Raw genomic sequence first — 16,773 nt, 5'->3', positions numbered from 1 at the left:
CATGAAGGCCACGATCAAAAACCTGAGCAACGAAACGGTCGGAGAGATCGAGCTGTCGGAGGCCGTGTTCGGTCTTCCGGTTCGCACCGACATCCTGGCTCGGATGGTGAACTGGCAGCTGGCCAAGCGCCGCTCCGGCAACCACAAGACCAAGACGATCAGCGAGATCCGCGGCACCACCAAGAAGCCCTATGGGCAGAAGGGCACCGGCCGCGCTCGTCAGGGTTCCATCCGGAACGCGCAGTTCCGCGGCGGCGCCACCATCTTCGGCCCGGTCGTCCGCTCGCACGAGCACGACCTGACCAAGAAGGTCCGCAAGCTGGCCCTGAAGACCGCCCTGTCGTCCAAGGCCGCCGAAGGCAAGCTTGTCGTCCTCGACGCCGCTGCCGCCGCCAGCCACAAGACCAAGGATCTGGCGGCTCTGCTGTCGGCCCTCGGCCTGACCTCGGCGCTGTTCATCGACGGCTCGAACCTGGACGAGAACTTCGCCAAGGCGTCGCGCAACATCCCGTTGATCGACGTGCTGCCGGAGCAGGGCGCCAACGTCTACGACATTCTCCGCCGCGACACGCTGGTCCTGACCCGCAACGCGGTCGAGCAACTGGAGGCTCGCCTGAAATGAGCAATCGGTCGAAACCTTCGGTTAGCCAGGAGCGGATGTACGACCTGATCCTCGCTCCGGTCATCACCGAGAAGTCGACGCTGGTGTCGGAGCACAACCAGGTCACGTTCCGCGTGCCCCTCACGGCCACCAAGCCGGAGATCAAAGCCGCCGTTGAAGGTCTCTTCAACGTCAAGGTGACCGCCGTCAACACCCTGATCTCCAAGGGAAAGACCAAGCGGTTCCGCGGCATCATGGGCCGTCGTTCGGACTTCAAGAAGGCCGTCGTTACCCTCGCCGAGGGTAACAAGATCGACGTGACCACGGGCATCTGAGCGGGAGTGTGATCCGATGGCTCTGAAGCAATACCGCCCGATTACTCCGTCGCTCCGCCAGCTGGTCATCGTCGACCGCTCGGAGCTGTGGAAGGGCAAGCCGGTCAAGTCCCTCACCGAGGGCCTGACCAAGTCCGGCGGCCGCAACAACACCGGCCGCATCACCGCGCGCCGGATTGGTGGCGGTCACAAGCGCGTCTACCGTCTGGTGGACTTCAAGCGTCGCAAGTTCGACGTTCCGGCCACCGTCGAGCGGCTGGAATACGACCCGAACCGCACCGCTTTCATCGCGCTGATCAAGTACCAGGACGGGACTCTGTCCTACATCCTGGCGCCGCAGCGCCTGAAGGTCGGCGACACGGTCATCTCCGGCGAGAAGGTCGACGTGAAGCCCGGCAACGCGATGCCCCTCAAGAGCATCCCGGTCGGCTCCATCGTCCACAACGTCGAGCTGAAGGCCGGCAAGGGTGGTCAGGTCGCGCGCTCCGCGGGCACCTACCTCCAGCTGGTCGGCCGCGACGGCGGCTACGCCCAGCTGAAGCTGCCCTCGGGCGAGCTTCGCGTGGTGCGTGGCGAGTGCATGGCGACTCTGGGCGCGGTGTCGAACCCCGACCAGATGAACACCAACCTGGGCAAGGCCGGCCGCAAGCGCTGGCTGGGTGTGCGTCCGTCGGTTCGTGGCGTCGCCATGAACCCGATCGACCACCCGCACGGTGGTGGTGAGGGTCGCACCTCGGGCGGCCGTCATCCGGTCACGCCGTGGGGCAAGCCGACCAAGGGCAAGAAGACGCGTCACAACAAGAAGACGGATGGCCTGATCCTGCGCCGCCGTCATTCGAAGTAAGGAGGTCGAACGATGGCACGCTCCGTTTGGAAAGGCCCGTTCGTCGACGGCTATCTGCTCAAGAAGGCGGACAAGAGCCGGGCTTCGGGTCGCAACGAGATCATCAAGATCTGGTCGCGTCGCTCGACCATCCTGCCGCAATTCGTGGGTCTGACGTTCGGCGTCTACAACGGCCACAAGTTCCTGCCGGTTAACGTCACCGAGCACATGATCGGTCACAAGTTCGGCGAATTCGCTCCGACGCGGACCTTCTACGGTCACGCGGCGGACAAGAAGGCGAAGAGGAAGTAACCCATGGGCAAGTCTGCCAATCCCAGCCGGGTCGAGGAGAACGAGGCTCTGGCCCGCAATCCGATGATCCGCACCAGCCCGCGGAAGCTCAACCTCGTCGCCCAGCTGATCCGCAACATGGATGCCAGCCGCGCCGTGGCCGAGTTGACCTTCTCCAAGCGCCGCATCGCCGGCGAGGTGAAGAAGGTCCTCCAGGCCGCGATCGCGAACGCCGAGAACAACCACCAGCTCGACGTCGACCGTCTCTACGTGTCGTCGGCGACGGTCGGTCGCGCTCTGGTGATGAAGCGTTTCCATGCCCGTGCCCGCGGTCGCGGCGCCCGGGTGGAGAAGCTGTTCAGCAACCTGACGATCATCGTCCGCGAGCGTGACGCTGCCGTTGCCGAAGGGGCCGAGTAATGGGTCAGAAAATCAATCCGATCGGGTTGCGCGTCGGCATCAACCGCACCTGGGACAGCCGGTGGTTCGCCAAGCGCGACTACTCGAACCTGCTGCACCAGGACCTGAAGCTGCGCGGCTACCTCCAGGGCCGCCTGCAGCAGGCCGGCGTGTCCCGCGTGGTCATCGAGCGTCCCGCCAAGAAGGCCCGCATCACCATCCACTCGGCCCGTCCGGGCGTGGTGATCGGCAAGAAGGGCGCGGACATCGAGAAGCTGCGTCTCGAGCTGTCGAAGATGACCGGCAGCGAGGTGAGCCTGAACATCGTCGAGATCCGCAAGCCGGAAATCGACGCCCGCCTCATCGCCGAGAACATCGCCAGCCAGCTCGAGCGACGCGTCGCCTTCCGTCGCGCCATGAAGCGCGCCGTGCAGTCGGCCATGCGTCTGGGCGCCCAGGGCATCCGGATCAATTGCTCCGGCCGTCTGGGCGGGGCGGAGATCGCCCGCATGGAGTGGTACCGCGAGGGCCGCGTTCCGTTGCACACCCTGCGCGCCGACATCGACTACGGTGTGGGCACCGCCAAGACCACCTACGGCACCTGCGGTGTCAAGGTGTGGGTGTTCAAGGGCGAGGTGATGGCTCACGACCCGATGGCGCAGGACAAGCGCATGGGCAACGAGCTGGTGCCCACCGATGGTGAGCCGCGCCGCGATCGTCACGATCGTCGCGACCGCCGCGAGCGCTCCGAGCGCTCCGAACGCGAGTAAAGGGGCCGAGCGATGCTTTCTCCCAAGCGTACGAAATTCCGCAAGGCCCACAAGGGCCGCATCCATGGCAACGCCAAGGGTGGCACCGACCTGAACTTCGGCGCCTTCGGCCTGAAGGCCCTGGAGCCGGAGCGCATCACCGCCCGCCAGATCGAGGCGGCCCGCCGCGCGATCACCCGCGCGATGAAGCGTCAGGGCCGCGTCTGGATCCGGGTGTTCCCGGATCTGCCGGTGTCGACGAAGCCCGCCGAAGTCCGCATGGGCTCCGGCAAGGGCACGCCGGAATACTGGGCGGCGCGTGTTAAGCCGGGCCGCATTCTCTTTGAGCTGGACGGCGTGCCGGCGGATGTGGCAAAAACCGCCTTCGCTTTGGCGGCTGCGAAGCTGCCGATCAAGGTCAAGCTGGTGACCCGCCTCGGCGGTGTCGAGGAGGGCGCGGCATGAAGGCCGTAGACATTCGGACGAAGAGCGCGGACGAGCTGAAGGACCAGCTCATCCAGCTCAAGAAGGAACAGTTCAACCTGCGTTTCCAGAAGGCCTCCGGCCAACTGGAGAACACGGCGCGGGTGAACGTGGTGCGTCGCGACATCGCTCGCATCAAGACCATCATCGGCGAGCGTGCCCGCTCCGCCGACGCCGGCAAGTAAGGGGATAATTTTCATGCCTCGCCGCGTTATGCAGGGCACGGTGGTCAGCGACAAGGGCGACAAGACCGTTACGGTTCTCGTCGAACGCCGCGTCATGCACCCCGTGTACAAGAAGTTCATTCGCCAGTCGAAGAAGTACGCCGCCCACGACGAGAACAATCAGTTCAAGGTCGGCGATGCCGTTTCGATCATCGAATGCCGTCCGATCTCCAAGCGCAAGTGTTGGACGGTCGTGACCGAGGCGGTCGCCGACAACGGCGCCGCGTGATAACGAAAGGTCATAAACCATGATCCAGATGCAAACCAACCTGGAAGTCGCCGACAACAGCGGGGCGCGCCGGGTGCAGTGCATCAAGGTGCTTGGCGGGTCCAAGCGGAAGGTTGCGACCGTAGGCGACGTGATCGTCGTCTCGGTCAAGGAAGCCATTCCGAAGGGCCGCGTCAAGAAGGGCGACGTGCATCGCGCCGTCATCGTCCGCACCGCGAAGGAACTGCGCCGGGAGGACGGGTCGGCGATCCGTTTCGACCGGAACGCCGCCGTGCTCATCAACAAGCAGGGCGAACCGATCGGCACCCGTATCTTCGGGCCGGTCACTCGTGAACTCCGCGGCAAGAAGTTCATGAAGATCATCTCGCTGGCGCCGGAGGTGCTGTGATGGCGGCGAAGATCAGGACCAAGGACAAGGTCGTCGTTCTGACCGGCCGTGACAAGGGCAAGACCGGCGAAGTCATCAAGGTCCTCCCCAAGGAGGGCCGGGTGGTCGTGCAGGGTGTGAACCTGGTGAAGAAGCACCAGCGCCCCAGCGCGAAGGCCCAGGGTGGCATCGTCGAGTTCGAAGCGCCGATCCAGGCCTCGAACCTCGCTCACATCGATCCGAAGGACGGGAAGCCGACGCGCGTCGGTTTCAAGGTTCTGGAGGATGGCCGCAAGGTGCGTGTCGCCAAGCGGTCCGGCGAAGTCATCGACCTGTGAGGGCCGGACAATGAGCGCACGTCTCAAGGACGTTTACGACTCCACGATCCGCGCGAAGATGAAGTCCGAGTTCAATTACACGAACGACTTCGAAGTTCCGCGCATCGAGAAGATCGTCATCAACATGGGAGTCGGCGAGGCTGTCGCCGACTCCAAGAAGATCCAGCTGGCCGTCGCCGAGCTGACCGCGATCGCCGGTCAGAAGCCGGTGGTGACCAAGTCGCGCAAGTCGATCGCCCAGTTCAAGCTGCGCGAAGGCATGGCGATCGGCTGCAAGGTCACGCTCCGCCGCGACCGCATGTACGAGTTCCTCGACCGCCTGGTGACGATCGCGTTGCCGCGTGTCCGCGATTTCCGCGGCATCAGCGGCAACAGCTTCGACGGCCGTGGCAACTATGCCATGGGCGTCAAGGAGCAGATCATTTTCCCGGAAATCGATTACGACAAGATCGATCAGATCCGGGGAATGGACATCATCATCGTCACCTCGGCGAAGACCGACAAGGAAGCCAAGGCTCTCCTGAAGGCCTTCGACATGCCGTTCGTGAGCTGAGGACCGCACCATGGCCAAGACCAGTTCCGTTGAAAAGAACAAGCGTCGCGCCAAGCTGGCGAAGCAGTACGCCCCCAAGCGTGCCCGCCTCAAGGCTATCGCGAACGACCAGAGCCTCCCGCCGGAAGAGCAATTCGCCGCCCGCCTCAAGCTGGCCGAACTGCCGCGCAACTCCTCGAAGACGCGCATCCGTAACCGTTGCGAACTGACCGGCCGTCCGCGGGCGTTCTATCGCAAGTTCAAGCTGTCCCGCGTCGCGCTCCGCGATCTGGCCTCGACTGGTCAGATCCCGGGCATGACGAAGTCAAGCTGGTAAGGGGGGCCGACGATGTCTTTGAGCGATCCGCTCGGCGATATGCTGACCCGCATCCGCAACGGTCAGCATGCTCGCATGTCCGTTGTGGTTAGCCCGGCGTCCAAGCTGCGCACCAATGTTCTCGAAGTGCTCAAGCGCGAGGGGTTCATCCGCGGTTTCTCGGAAGAGACGCTGCGCCCCGGCGTGAAGAACCTGAAGATCGAGCTGAAGTATCACGAAGGCGAGCCTGTCATTAAGCAGATCGCCCGCGTGTCGAAGCCCGGCCGCCGCGTTTATTCGAAGATCGCCGACCTGCCCCGCGTGTTCAACGGGCTCGGTCTGTCGATCCTGTCGACTCCGCGTGGCGTGATGTCGGACAACGAGGCCCGCGCTGCCAACGTCGGCGGCGAAGTCCTCTGCCGCGTGTTCTAAGGGGGATTCGCGATGTCGCGCATTGGCAAGCATCCTGTGGCGGTCCCGGCCGGCGTTGACGTGAACGTCAACGGCCAGCTGGTGACGGCCAAGGGCAAGCTGGGTTCGCTCAGCCTGACCCTGATCGACGACATCTCGGCCTCGCTGGAAGACGGCAAGGTCGTGGTGAAGCCGGCAAACGACAGCAAGCGGGCCCGCACCATGTGGGCCACCTCGCGCACGCTGATCAACAACATGGTCACGGGCGTGAGCCAGGGCTACACGATCAACCTCGAGATCAACGGCGTCGGTTACCGCGCGGCCGTGCAGGGCAAGGAGCTGGTGATGCAGCTCGGCTTCTCGCACGACGTGAAGTACCCGATCCCGGAAGGCATCGCCATCAAGTGCGACAAGCCGACCGCGATCTCGGTGTCGGGTTACGACAAGCACAAGGTCGGTCAGGTGGCCGCGGAAATCCGCGGGTGGAAGAAGCCGGAGCCCTACAAGGGCAAGGGCATCAAGTACACCACCGAAACCGTCCTGCGCAAGGAAGGCAAGAAGAAGTAACCGCCATGCTGAAGCCAAAGCAACTCAACGAGCGCCGCAAGCAGCGCGTTCGCACGCAGATTGCCAAGAAGGCCGGCGGGCGCGTTCGCCTCTCGGTCTTCCGGTCGAATCTGCACATCTACGCCCAGCTGATCGACGACACGAGCGGCAAGACGCTCGCGTCGGCCTCCTCGCTCGAGAAGGACCTTCGGGAACAGCTCAAGCACGGCGGCAACGTCGAGGCGGCCAAGCGCATCGGCGTTCTGATCGCCGAGCGTGGCAAGGCGGCGGGCGTCTCCGAGGTCGTGTTCGACCGCGGCGGCTACATCTACCATGGCCGGGTCAAAGCCCTGGCCGACGCCGCCCGCGAGGGCGGGCTGTCGTTCTAAGGAGCCCCGGATATGGCACGTGAACAAGGCGGTCGGGACAACCGCGATCGTCAGCCGCGCGATCGGGAAGAGAGCGAGCTGATCGAAAAGCTCGTCGGGATCAACCGCGTCGCCAAGGTGGTGAAGGGTGGTCGTCGCTTCGGCTTCGCCGCTCTGGTCGTGGTTGGTGACGGCAAGGGCCGCGTCGGCGTCGGATCGGGCAAGGCCCGTGAAGTGCCGGAAGCGATCCGCAAGGCGACCGACCAGGCGAAGCGCGGCATGATCCGCGTTCCGCTGCGCGAGGGCCGCACCCTGCATCACGACTCCAACGGCCACTTCGGTGCCGGCAAGGTCGTGCTGCGCGCCGCCCCGGCGGGTACCGGCATCATCGCCGGCGGTCCGATGCGCGCGATCTTCGAGGCTCTCGGCGTCCAGGACGTCGTGACCAAGTCGATCGGCACGTCGAACCCGCACAACATGATCAAGGCGACCTTCGACGCCCTGACCCAGGCCACCAGCCCGCGTTCCGTCGCGGCGCGTCGCGGTCGTCGCGTGAGCGACATCCTCGGCCGTCGCGAGGCCGGCGCCGGTCAGGAGGCCTGATCATGGCTGACAAGAAGACCGTCGTCGTCACCCAGACCGGCAGCCCGATCGGGCGCAAGCACGACCAGCGCGAAACGCTGGTTGGCCTGGGTCTCAACAAGCTGCACCGGACCCGCGAGCTGGAGGACACTCCGGCCGTGCGGGGCATGATCGCCAAGGTCGCGCACCTGGTCCGCGTCGAGAACGAGGGCTGATGTCATGACCAAGCTCAACGATCTGCGTGACAACGCCGGTGCCCGCAAGGCGCGCATGCGCGTCGGTCGCGGTATCGGCTCCGGCAAGGGCAAGACCGCGGGCCGCGGCGTGAAGGGTCAGACCTCGCGCACCGGCGTCGCGATCAACGGCTTCGAAGGCGGGCAGATGCCTCTGCACCGCCGTCTGCCCAAGCGCGGCTTCCGCAATATCTTCGCCAAGGAATACTCGGTGGTCAATCTGGGTCACATCCAGAAGGCCATCGACTCCGGCAAGCTCAACGCCGGTGAGACCATCGACGCGGCGGCCCTTCAGGCCGCCGGCGTCACCGGTCGGGTGAAGAAGGACGGTGTTCGTCTGCTTGGCAAGGGCGAGCTGACCGCGAAGGTGAACTTCTCGGTCGCCGGTGCGTCCAAGTCGGCCATCGAAGCGGTCGAGAAGGCGGGCGGCAGCGTCACGCTGCCCGCCGCCGAAGCCGAAGCCGCCGAGTGACAGTGACCTGACAGCGGTTCCCGTGCTTGCGCGGGGACCGTTTTCGGCACTACAAGAAGCGAAGTCGCGAGGGGGCGGCCTGCATCACGCAGGACCGCCCCCTTCGCACTTATGGGCTCCGCATTTACGGGACAGGGATCGAACCATGGCATCAGCGGCCGAGCAGCTTGCCGCCAACATCAATTTCGGGGCGTTCTCCAAGGCGACCGAGCTGAAAAAGCGGATTTGGTTCACCTTGGCGGCCCTGATCGTCTATCGGCTGGGCACCTACATCCCGATTCCGGGCATCGACCCCCACATTCTGCAGGATGTGTTCAAGCAGCAGGGCGGCGGCATCCTCGGCATGTTCGACATGCTGGCGGGCGGCGCGCTGCACCGCATGACCATCTTCGCGCTCAACATCATGCCCTACATCTCGGCTTCCATCATCGTCCAGCTGCTGACCGCCGTGTCGCCGCAGATGGAGGCGATGAAGAAGGAGGGCGAAGCCGGGCGCAAGAAGCTCAACCAGTACACCCGCTTCGGCACGGTGGCGCTCGCCACGGTGCAGGCCTATGGGCTGGCGGTCGGCATGGAGGCCATGCGCGGCTCATCGGGCGCGGCGGTCCTCGATCCCGGCCTGTTCTTCCGCGTGGCGACCGTCATCACGCTGGTCGGCGGCACCATGTTCCTGATGTGGCTGGGCGAGCAGATCACCGCGCGCGGCATCGGCAACGGCATCTCGCTGATCATCTTCGCCGGCATCGTCGCGGAACTGCCGCGCGCGCTGGTGAACACGCTGGAACTCGGGCGCCAGGGCGCGCTGTCCACCATCTTCATCATCCTCATGCTGCTGATGTCCGTGGGCGTGGTGTTCTTCATCGTCTTCATGGAGCGTGCCCAGCGCCGCCTGCTGGTCCAGTATCCCAAGCGCCAAGTCGGCAACCGGGTGTTCGGCGGCGAGGCCTCGCATCTGCCCCTCAAGCTCAACACGGCCGGCGTCATCCCCCCGATCTTCGCGTCGTCGCTGCTGCTGCTTCCCCTGACGGCGGTCGGCTTCGCTGGTGGCGAGGGGCCGGAATGGCTCCAGGCGGTGTCGCGCTATCTGGCGCACGGCACGCCGCTGTACATGCTGATGTACGCGGCGATGATCGTGTTCTTCTGCTTCTTCTACACCGCCATCGTCTTCAACCCCGGCGAGACGGCCGACAACCTGCGCAAGTACGGTGGGTTCATCCCCGGCATCCGTCCCGGCAAGAACACCGCCGATCACATCGACTACGTGCTGACCCGCCTGACGGTGATCGGGTCGGGCTATCTTGTCGCGGTCTGCCTCCTCCCCGAAATCTTGATTTCCCAGCATTCGGTTCCGTTCTATTTTGGCGGCACCAGCCTGCTCATCGTGGTCACGGTCACGATGGACACGGTTGCGCAGATCCACTCCCATTTGCTGGCGCACCAGTATGAGGGGTTGATCAAGAAATCAAAGCTTCGGGGGAGAAGGTAATGAACCTCATACTGCTCGGTCCGCCGGGCGCCGGGAAGGGGACCCAGGCGCGCCGTCTGGAAGACACGCGCGGGCTGATCCAGTTGTCGACCGGCGACATGCTCCGCGCGATGGTCGCGGAGGGTGGGCCGCTCGGCCAGCAGGCCAAGGAGATCATGTCGGCCGGCAAGCTGATGCCGGACGACCTGATGGTCCGCATGATCGGCGAGCGCATCTCCAAGCCCGACGTGGTCAACGGCTTCATCCTCGACGGCTTCCCGCGCACGGTGGCGCAGGCCGAGGCGCTCGACGCCATGCTGGCCGAGAAGGGGCTGAAGCTCGACCACGTGATCGAGATGCGCGTGGTCGACGACGTGCTGGTGGAGCGCATCACCGGCCGCTACACCTGCGCCAAATGCGGCAAGGGCTACCACGACGTCTTCGAGAAGCCGAAGGTCGCGGGCGTCTGCGATTGCTGCGGCGGCACCGAGTTCAAGCGCCGGGCGGACGACAACGCCGAGACGGTCACCACCCGGCTGGCCCAGTACCACCAGCAGACGGCGCCGATCCTGCCCTATTACCAGGAGCGCGGCGTGCTGAAGACGGTGGACGGCATGGCCGACATCGACGAGGTGACCACCGAGATCGGCGCCATCCTCGCGTCGTAGGACGCGGAGCGGGCACCAACGACAAAGGCCGCCGTCCTTGGGGACGGCGGCCTTTCGTTTTGGGGTGGGCGCTTGCTCGGGGACGGGTGCCGGATCAGTCGTCGCCGGGCGCGGCGGGAGGCAGCGGGGCGCCGCTCATCGCGTGGTAGCGCGCGAGAACCCAGCCGAGATGGGCGGTGACAGCGGCGGCGGCGGCCTCCGGGTCGCGCTTCGCGATGGCCTCATGGATGGCGCGGTGATGGTCGATCATCAGCGCCTCATGGTTTTCCATGTAGGGTTCGGTGTGGTTCATCTCCACCATGTTGCCGAGGATGTCCCGGATGGTGGAGAGCAGGTGCAGGTAGACCGGGCTGCCCGAGGCCTGGGCGACGGCGAGGTGGAAGTCCATGTCGTCGGCACCCCGCCCGCCGTCGCGCCCCGTCTGGGTCATCGCGTTGAGGATGCGGCCGATGGTGGCGATCTGCTCGTCCGTGGCGTGCAGCGCGGCGCGGCGCGCGGCCCAGCCTTCCAGCGCCATGCGGATCTCGACGAGGTCGCACAGGTTGTCGTGCTTGCTGCGCACCATGGTGGTCAGCGCGCCGTCCATCACCCCGGTGGAGGAGACGACGCGGGTTCCGCCGCCCTGGACGGCGGTCAGGAAGCCCTGAGTCTTCAGCTTTTGCAACGCCGCGCGCACCGAGACGCGGCTGACGTGGAGTTGCTCCGCCAGTTGCCGCTCGCCGGGCAGGCGCTCGCCCGGCACCAGTTCGCCGCGCGCGATGCGGTCGAGAAGCTGCTGCGCCACCCATTCCGAAATGCGTTGCGAGGAGGAGGGGACGTGAGCGCTGTCGTCGGTGGCGGGCACGGGATCGTTCCCCTTGTTCATAAGCTGTAAGTGATACCCGTAGCGGTCCGAACCGGCCGGGTCAACCGCCGAACTGGCCGCGCAATCCTGCCGCCCAGCGGCTTGGCGACGCGGCGTCAGCGGCTGCCACGCCGGGCCATCAGGATGCCCACCAGGATCACCGCGGCGCCGGCCGCTTGCAAGGCCCCCAACGGCTCGCCGAGCAGCATCCAAGCGAGGACGGCGGCGGCGGCCGGCTGCAGCAGCAGACTGACCGAGGAGAAGGACGCCGGCAGATGGGCCAGCGCGTAGGCGATCAGGCTCTGGCCGCCGGCGTGGCTGAACAGCGCCAACCCCAGCAGCACGCCCCATCCGTCCAGGCTGGGCGGCGTCAGGTTTTCGCCGGAGACCAGCGCCAGCGGCAGCAGCACCAGGGCGGTGATGACGCCGCTCCAGGTCATGATGGTGGCGGTGGAGAACTCGGCGCGCAGACGACCGACCGACAGGATGTAGCCGCCGTAGAAGGCGGCGGTCAGCAGCCCCAGCGCGTCGCCGAACAGATGGTCGGCGCTGAGCCGCAGGCTCTGCCCCATCAGGATCAACGCGCCGGCCAGCGCCAGCAGCATGCCGGCGACGAAGCGGCCGGTGAAGCGCTCCTTGAACAGGAACCAAGCGACGGGGGCGACGAAGATCGGCGCGAAATTGGCGAGCAGCGTGGCGTTGGCGACCGAGGTGTAGCGGATCGACCAGTGCCAGACCGCCAGATCCCCGGCGAAGAACAGGCCGACCAGCGACAGGCTGGCGTAGTCGCGGACCGAGCTGGGCCGCCGGCTGCGGCCTCGCGGTTCGGCGGCCATCCACAGGGCCAGGACCGGGGCGGCGAAGGCGACGCGCCAGAAGGCGGTGGACACCGGGCCGACCTCCGACAGGCGGACGAAGATCGGTGCGAAGGCGATGCCGAGAGCACCGGCCAGCAGCGCGATCAGCGCGACGCGCTGGGTCCGGGCGGTGTCGGTGGCGGCGGGGATAACGCTGGCGTCGGGCATCCTGCGCTTATAACAGAGCGGCGGGACGGAGCCAGACCGACGCGCGGCATGGCTGCTTTGCGCGCCGACCCTTCCCGGAAAGGTTTATCGGCGTCAGCGCGGGCGGAGGCGCTTCAGGGAGACCGACTCGTCGTCCTCGCTGCCGTAATCGTCGTAATGGACGGGGCAGCGCCCGTCGCTGCGCAGCGGTCCCTTGACCGTCGCCGGGTACCACTCGCCCTTCGATTGCGCCTCGACCCTCATGCCTTTTTGGCAGAGCGAACGGTCATTGTCGTTCGACAGCGGCGTAGGCACCGGCGTCGACATCGGGCCGGACAGCGCGGCCCCGTTCGCGGCGCCCGGCGGAGCGGGGAGAAGGACTGGGGCGGCGGCGCCACGGGGCTTCTCGTCGCAGAAGGCGGTGCAGACCGTCTGCGCGGTCACTTGGCCGCCGCAGGCACCCCCGAAGCAATCGCGGTAATCGGCCTCGCAGCGGGCTTCACAGCCGCCCGTGCCGCACTCGAAGGTGTTCTCGAAGCTGCTCATGCTCCTCTTGATCGGCTTCTTCTCGGCCCTCTGGCGGTCCACATAGGCTTGGTACTCGTAGAAGGCGCGGTTGCGGGCGTCGTTCAGACAGGCTTGCTGGCCGATGCTGCAGCTCTGGCGGCAGATGGCGCGGTTCTGCTGGCACTGCCCGACGCAACGCCGTCCTTCGACCGAGGTCGGCGGAACCAAGCTGTATTGCGTGTCGTAGATCGGGCCGCAGGCGCCGAGCAACGCCAGCAGGCCGAGACACAGGGACAGCAGGCGGCGGCTCATCGGTCGGGCTCCGGATGGTGATTGCTGGAAACCTAACAGTTCGCCGACCGGCCTACCACCTCTGCCCGCGCTTCCGCCCCCCTTGCGGATTGGGTTAGTGTGGGGGATGGCTTCCTCGTCCCCCCCTCCCGACTCCGGGCATGGCCCCGCCGCCCATGAACGCCCGTCGCCGGGGCCGACGCCGCCCCGCGCCGCGCCTGTGCCGCCGCTGCTGGGTCCCGACGACCCGCCGGCCGTCACGGTGCTCAACCCCGAGGCGCGCGGGCCGCTGCTGCTGGTGTGCGACCACGCCTCGCGCGCCGTTCCCAAGGCGCTCGGCGATCTCGGGCTGCCGGAGGAGCAGCTGTGCCGGCACATCGCCTACGACATCGGCGCGGCGGAACTGACGCGGCGGCTGGCGGCGCATTTCGCGGCGACGGCGGTGCTGTCGGGCTTCTCGCGGCTGGTGGTCGATCCCAACCGGGATCTGGACGACCCGACCGCCATCCCCGTGGTCAGCGACGACACCGTGATCCCCGGCAACCGCGCGCTGGACGCCGAGGCGCAGGCCCGCCGGATCGAGGCGATCTTCCGGCCCTACCACGCGGCGGTGGCGGACGCCGTCGCGGCGGTCCGTGACCGTGGGCAGGTGCCGGTGATGGTGTCGGTCCACAGCTTCACGCCGGCTATGCGCGGAGTCGCCCGGCCCTGGCACATCGGGGTGCTGTGGGACCACGACCCGCGCGTCGCCGTGCCGCTGCTCGACGCGCTGCGGGCGGACGGGCGCTGGTGCGTCGGCGACAACGAGCCCTATTCCGGCCGCGACACCACCGGCGGCACGGTGGAGACCCACGCGACCCCCGCCGGCTACCCCAACGTCCTGCTGGAGGTCCGGCAGGATCTGATCGCGACCCCGGACGGCGTCGCTCTGTGGGCCGGGGTGCTGGCCGACACGCTCGGCCCCATCCTCAGCCTGCCGTCGCTGACCGCCGCCCGGCACTACCCGCGGGATTGAACGCCATGGAACCGTCCTTCACGCTGGGTCTGGAAGAAGAGTATCTGCTGGTGGACCGGCGCACCGGCGACATCGTGCCGGCCCCGCCGGAAGAGATGCTGGAAGCCTGCCAGGAGCAGGCGCCCGGCCGCATCCACCCCGAATTCCTGCGTTGCCAGATCGAGGTCGGCACCCCGGTCTGCAGCACGCTGGCGGAGGCGCGGTCCGAACTGGCGGCTCTGCGCGGCACGGTGGCGGGGGTTGCCGACCGCCACGGGCTGGCGCCGATCGCCGCCTCCACCCACCCCTTCGCCGCGTGGGAGCCGCAGAAGCACACCAACCGCGACCGCTACAACATGCTGGCGCGCGACCTCGGCGCCCCGGCGCGGCGGCTGATGATCTGCGGGATGCACGTCCATATCGGCATCGAGGACGACGACCTGCGCATCGACCTGATGAACCAGGTGCGCTACTTCCTGCCGCATCTGCTGGCGCTGTCGACCTCCTCGCCCTTCTGGCGCGGGCGCGACATGGAGCGGCGGTCCTACCGGCTGTCGGTGTGGCATGAGCTGCCGCGCACCGGCATGCCCGCCGGCTTCCAGAGCTACGGCGAGTACCAGAGCCACGTCGCCGCCCTGGTCGACGCCGGGGTGATCGAGGACGCGACCAAGCTGTGGTGGGACATCCGCCCGTCCTTCCGCTTCCCCACGCTGGAGATGCGGATCACCGACATCTGCACCCGGCTGGACGACGCGGTGACGGTGGCGGCGCTCTTCCGCTGCCTGCTGCGCATGCTGTGGCGGCTGAAGCTGCGCAATGTGACGTGGCGGCCCTACAAGAACATGCTGATCGAGGAGAACCGCTGGCGCGCCCAGCGCTACGGGCTGGACAGCGGGCTGGTCGATTTCGGGCAGGGGCGCATCGTGCCGTACCCCGACCTGCTGGAGGAGATCATCGAGCTGACCCGCGAGGACGCCGCGCATTTCGGCTGCACCGCCGAGGTCGAGCGGGCGCGCGACATCCTGGCGCGCGGGACCAGCGCCCACCGTCAAGTGGACATCCACCGCGCCGCGCTGGAGGCGGGCGCCAGCGAGGACGAGGCGCTGCGCAAGGTGGTGGATTGGCTGGTCGAGGAGACGATGGTGGGGGTCGCCGACCAAAGCGCGCCCGGTTGACGCAAGTCCTTCTTCCGTCAGCCGGTGGCATGCGGTTTCAAGTCGTTGACGCTCCCGCTTGACGCGCGCGTCATGTCTCCCATACCCTCCCGCCCCGTCAGCACCGTCCAAAACGGGTTGAACAGGGCAGGCAAAAAAGAAGAGGGCCGCTCATTGCAAGCGGCCCTTATTTTTTGCGCCCACACCATGGAAGGGGAGGGGGCAAGAGCATGGCCGACGCCAAGTTCCTGAAATTCGACACGCAGAGCCTGCACGCCGGTCAACGGCCCGATCCGGCCACGGGGGCGCGGGCGGTGCCGATCCACCTGACCACCTCCTACGTCTTCCCGGACACCGACCACGCGGCGGCGCTGTTCAACCTGGAGCGGCCCGGCCACATCTATTCCCGCATCTCCAACCCCACCGTCGCGGTGCTGGAGGAGCGGCTGGCCACGCTGGAGGGCGGCGTCGGCGCCGTCTGCACGGCCAGCGGACAGGCGGCGATGACGCTCGCCATCCTGACGCTGATGGACGCGGGCGGGCACATCGTCGCCTCGTCGTCGATCTACGGGGGCAGCCGCAACCTGCTCGCCTACACGCTGCCGCGCTTCGGCATCACCACGACCTTCGTCAACCCGCGCGACCACGACGCGATCCGCGCGGCGATCCGCCCGGAAACCCGGCTGCTCTTCGGCGAGGTCCTGGGCAACCCGGGGCTTGAGGTGCTGGACGTTCCCGCCGTCGCCGCCATCGCGCACGAGGCCGGGGTTCCGCTGCTGATCGATTCGACCTTCACGACGCCCTATCTGTGCCGGCCGCTGGCGCACGGCGCCGATCTGGTCATGCATTCCTGCACGAAATGGCTGGGCGGCCACGGCGTCGCCATCGGCGGCGTCATCATCGACGGCGGCACCTTCGACTGGGAGGCGTCGGGCAAGTTCCCGACCCTGACCGAGCCCTACGCCGGCTACCACGGCATCGATTTCGTCGAGGAATACGGCCCGTCCGCCTTCGTCATGCGCGCCCGCGCCGAGGGCCTGCGCGATTTCGGCGCCTGCCTCAGCCCGATGAACGCCTTCCAAATCCTCCAAGGCGTGGAAACCCTGCCGCTGCGCATGAAGGGCCACATCCACAACGCCCGCAAGGTGGTCGGCTTCCTGGAATCCGAACAGTATTCCGAGAAGGGCAGTGTCGCCTGGGTGTCCTACCCGGAGTTGGCGGACCACCCCGACCACGCGCTGGCCTCGAAGCTGCTGCCCAACGGGACCGGCTCGATGATCGCCTTCGGCATCAAGGGAGGGCGTGACGCCGGCCGCCGTTTCATCGAGGCGCTGTCGCTGTTCTCCCACCTCGCCAACGTCGGCGACGCCAAGTCGCTGGTCATCCACCCGGCCAGCACGACCCACGCGCAGCTCGACGCCGCCGCGCTCGCCGCATCCGGCGTGGGCGAGGACATGATCCGCCTGTCCATCGGGCTGGAGGATTGCGAGGACCTGATCGACGATCTGAAGCAGGCGCTGCGCGCCGCGACGAAGGGCTGAGCCGGA

General features: G+C 66.9%; 27 protein-coding genes. 24 read left to right on the top strand and 3 right to left on the bottom strand.

Going from position 1 to position 16,773, the window contains the following annotated elements:
• Nucleotide 1 precedes the first annotated feature (1 nt).
• The 21 genes from rplD (at nucleotide 2) to EJ913_RS02865 (ending at nucleotide 10,432) form a co-directional block, all read left to right on the top strand.
• The gene (rplD, locus tag EJ913_RS02965; RefSeq protein ID WP_126994597.1) at nucleotides 2-622 is read left to right on the top strand and encodes a 50S ribosomal protein L4; all 621 of its coding nucleotides are present in this window, start codon (nucleotides 2-4) and stop codon (nucleotides 620-622) included.
• Nucleotides 619-936, top strand: coding sequence for a 50S ribosomal protein L23 (locus tag EJ913_RS02960; RefSeq protein WP_126994596.1), 318 nt, complete (start codon nucleotides 619-621; stop codon nucleotides 934-936). The genes rplD and EJ913_RS02960 overlap by 4 nt, the downstream gene beginning before the upstream one ends.
• Before the next feature lie 16 nt (nucleotides 937-952).
• Nucleotides 953-1,780 carry a 50S ribosomal protein L2 gene (rplB, locus tag EJ913_RS02955; RefSeq protein ID WP_126994594.1) on the top strand — a complete coding sequence of 276 codons (828 nt, stop codon included), beginning with the start codon at nucleotides 953-955 and terminating at the stop codon, nucleotides 1,778-1,780.
• A 12-nt stretch (nucleotides 1,781-1,792) separates the two neighbouring features.
• A complete protein-coding gene (gene rpsS, locus EJ913_RS02950; protein WP_126994592.1) occupies nucleotides 1,793-2,071 on the top strand; it encodes a 30S ribosomal protein S19 in 279 nt (92 codons plus the stop codon).
• A gap of 3 nt (nucleotides 2,072-2,074) precedes the next feature.
• Nucleotides 2,075-2,470 carry a 50S ribosomal protein L22 gene (gene rplV / locus EJ913_RS02945; protein ID WP_085555131.1) on the top strand — a complete coding sequence of 132 codons (396 nt, stop codon included), beginning with the start codon at nucleotides 2,075-2,077 and terminating at the stop codon, nucleotides 2,468-2,470.
• On the top strand, nucleotides 2,470-3,219 hold the full coding sequence (rpsC, locus tag EJ913_RS02940; protein ID WP_126994590.1) for a 30S ribosomal protein S3: 750 nt from the start codon (nucleotides 2,470-2,472) through the stop codon (nucleotides 3,217-3,219). Before rplV ends, rpsC begins: the two co-directional genes overlap by 1 nt.
• Nucleotides 3,220-3,231: 12 nt before the next feature.
• The gene (gene rplP, locus EJ913_RS02935; RefSeq protein ID WP_126994588.1) at nucleotides 3,232-3,663 is read left to right on the top strand and encodes a 50S ribosomal protein L16; all 432 of its coding nucleotides are present in this window, start codon (nucleotides 3,232-3,234) and stop codon (nucleotides 3,661-3,663) included.
• Nucleotides 3,660-3,866, top strand: a complete 207-nt coding sequence (rpmC, locus tag EJ913_RS02930) for a 50S ribosomal protein L29 (RefSeq protein ID WP_126994586.1) — start codon at nucleotides 3,660-3,662, stop codon at nucleotides 3,864-3,866. Before rplP ends, rpmC begins: the two co-directional genes overlap by 4 nt.
• 13 nt (nucleotides 3,867-3,879) lie before the next feature.
• A complete protein-coding gene (gene rpsQ / locus EJ913_RS02925) occupies nucleotides 3,880-4,134 on the top strand; it encodes a 30S ribosomal protein S17 (RefSeq protein ID WP_126994584.1) in 255 nt (84 codons plus the stop codon).
• Nucleotides 4,135-4,153: 19 nt separating this feature from the next.
• Nucleotides 4,154-4,522: a 50S ribosomal protein L14 gene (rplN, locus tag EJ913_RS02920; protein ID WP_012973215.1), complete on the top strand. Its 369-nt coding sequence runs from the start codon at nucleotides 4,154-4,156 to the stop codon at nucleotides 4,520-4,522.
• A complete protein-coding gene (rplX, locus tag EJ913_RS02915) occupies nucleotides 4,522-4,839 on the top strand; it encodes a 50S ribosomal protein L24 (RefSeq protein WP_126994582.1) in 318 nt (105 codons plus the stop codon). Before rplN ends, rplX begins: the two co-directional genes overlap by 1 nt.
• A 10-nt stretch (nucleotides 4,840-4,849) precedes the next feature.
• A complete protein-coding gene (gene rplE / locus EJ913_RS02910) occupies nucleotides 4,850-5,392 on the top strand; it encodes a 50S ribosomal protein L5 (protein WP_126994580.1) in 543 nt (180 codons plus the stop codon).
• Nucleotides 5,393-5,402: 10 nt separating this feature from the next.
• Nucleotides 5,403-5,708: a 30S ribosomal protein S14 gene (gene rpsN / locus EJ913_RS02905; protein ID WP_126994578.1), complete on the top strand. Its 306-nt coding sequence runs from the start codon at nucleotides 5,403-5,405 to the stop codon at nucleotides 5,706-5,708.
• A 12-nt stretch (nucleotides 5,709-5,720) separates the two neighbouring features.
• Nucleotides 5,721-6,119: a 30S ribosomal protein S8 gene (gene rpsH / locus EJ913_RS02900; RefSeq protein ID WP_126994576.1), complete on the top strand. Its 399-nt coding sequence runs from the start codon at nucleotides 5,721-5,723 to the stop codon at nucleotides 6,117-6,119.
• 12 nt (nucleotides 6,120-6,131) lie between these two features.
• The gene (gene rplF / locus EJ913_RS02895; protein WP_126994574.1) at nucleotides 6,132-6,665 is read left to right on the top strand and encodes a 50S ribosomal protein L6; all 534 of its coding nucleotides are present in this window, start codon (nucleotides 6,132-6,134) and stop codon (nucleotides 6,663-6,665) included.
• 5 nt (nucleotides 6,666-6,670) lie between these two features.
• On the top strand, nucleotides 6,671-7,033 hold the full coding sequence (gene rplR, locus EJ913_RS02890) for a 50S ribosomal protein L18 (protein ID WP_126994572.1): 363 nt from the start codon (nucleotides 6,671-6,673) through the stop codon (nucleotides 7,031-7,033).
• 12 nt (nucleotides 7,034-7,045) lie between these two features.
• Nucleotides 7,046-7,615, top strand: a complete 570-nt coding sequence (gene rpsE, locus EJ913_RS02885; RefSeq protein ID WP_126994570.1) for a 30S ribosomal protein S5 — start codon at nucleotides 7,046-7,048, stop codon at nucleotides 7,613-7,615.
• 2 nt (nucleotides 7,616-7,617) lie between these two features.
• Nucleotides 7,618-7,809: a 50S ribosomal protein L30 gene (rpmD, locus tag EJ913_RS02880; protein ID WP_126994568.1), complete on the top strand. Its 192-nt coding sequence runs from the start codon at nucleotides 7,618-7,620 to the stop codon at nucleotides 7,807-7,809.
• 4 nt (nucleotides 7,810-7,813) lie between these two features.
• Complete coding sequence (rplO, locus tag EJ913_RS02875) at nucleotides 7,814-8,299, top strand: 50S ribosomal protein L15 (protein ID WP_126994566.1); 486 nt, start codon at nucleotides 7,814-7,816, stop codon at nucleotides 8,297-8,299.
• Between the two features lie 145 nt (nucleotides 8,300-8,444).
• Entirely contained in the window at nucleotides 8,445-9,785 is a 1,341-nt protein-coding gene (secY, locus tag EJ913_RS02870; protein ID WP_126994564.1) for a preprotein translocase subunit SecY, read from the top strand.
• Entirely contained in the window at nucleotides 9,785-10,432 is a 648-nt protein-coding gene (locus EJ913_RS02865; RefSeq protein ID WP_126994562.1) for an adenylate kinase, read from the top strand. The genes secY and EJ913_RS02865 overlap by 1 nt, the downstream gene beginning before the upstream one ends.
• A gap of 94 nt (nucleotides 10,433-10,526) precedes the next feature.
• Here the strand turns inward: EJ913_RS02865 and EJ913_RS02860 are convergent, their stop codons facing one another.
• From EJ913_RS02860 to EJ913_RS02850, 3 genes are all read right to left on the bottom strand, one after another.
• Entirely contained in the window at nucleotides 10,527-11,276 is a 750-nt protein-coding gene (locus EJ913_RS02860) for a FadR/GntR family transcriptional regulator (protein WP_126994560.1), read from the bottom strand.
• 116 nt (nucleotides 11,277-11,392) lie between these two features.
• Nucleotides 11,393-12,301 (bottom strand): DMT family transporter, encoded by a 909-nt coding sequence (locus EJ913_RS02855; protein WP_126994558.1) that lies wholly within the window; start codon nucleotides 12,299-12,301, stop codon nucleotides 11,393-11,395.
• Nucleotides 12,302-12,394: 93 nt separating this feature from the next.
• Nucleotides 12,395-13,099 carry an Aq_678 family protein gene (locus EJ913_RS02850; RefSeq protein ID WP_126994556.1) on the bottom strand — a complete coding sequence of 235 codons (705 nt, stop codon included), beginning with the start codon at nucleotides 13,097-13,099 and terminating at the stop codon, nucleotides 12,395-12,397.
• A 106-nt stretch (nucleotides 13,100-13,205) separates the two neighbouring features.
• Here EJ913_RS02850 and EJ913_RS02845 point away from each other — a divergent pair, with 106 nt between their 5' ends.
• The 3 genes from EJ913_RS02845 (at nucleotide 13,206) to EJ913_RS02835 (ending at nucleotide 16,767) form a co-directional block, all read left to right on the top strand.
• Nucleotides 13,206-14,093 (top strand): N-formylglutamate amidohydrolase, encoded by an 888-nt coding sequence (locus tag EJ913_RS02845; protein ID WP_126994554.1) that lies wholly within the window; start codon nucleotides 13,206-13,208, stop codon nucleotides 14,091-14,093.
• 5 nt (nucleotides 14,094-14,098) lie between these two features.
• On the top strand, nucleotides 14,099-15,247 hold the full coding sequence (locus tag EJ913_RS02840) for a carboxylate-amine ligase (RefSeq protein ID WP_126994552.1): 1,149 nt from the start codon (nucleotides 14,099-14,101) through the stop codon (nucleotides 15,245-15,247).
• 209 nt (nucleotides 15,248-15,456) lie between these two features.
• A complete protein-coding gene (locus EJ913_RS02835) occupies nucleotides 15,457-16,767 on the top strand; it encodes an O-acetylhomoserine aminocarboxypropyltransferase (protein WP_126994550.1) in 1,311 nt (436 codons plus the stop codon).
• The last annotated feature ends 6 nt before the right edge of the window (nucleotides 16,768-16,773 follow it).

The organism is Azospirillum doebereinerae (genome assembly GCF_003989665.1).
In the GTDB taxonomy this organism is placed as follows: Bacteria; Pseudomonadota; Alphaproteobacteria; order Azospirillales; family Azospirillaceae; genus Azospirillum; species Azospirillum doebereinerae.
Note: the sequence above shows the minus strand (reverse complement) of the source record. Positions and strands in the feature narration are given on the sequence as shown.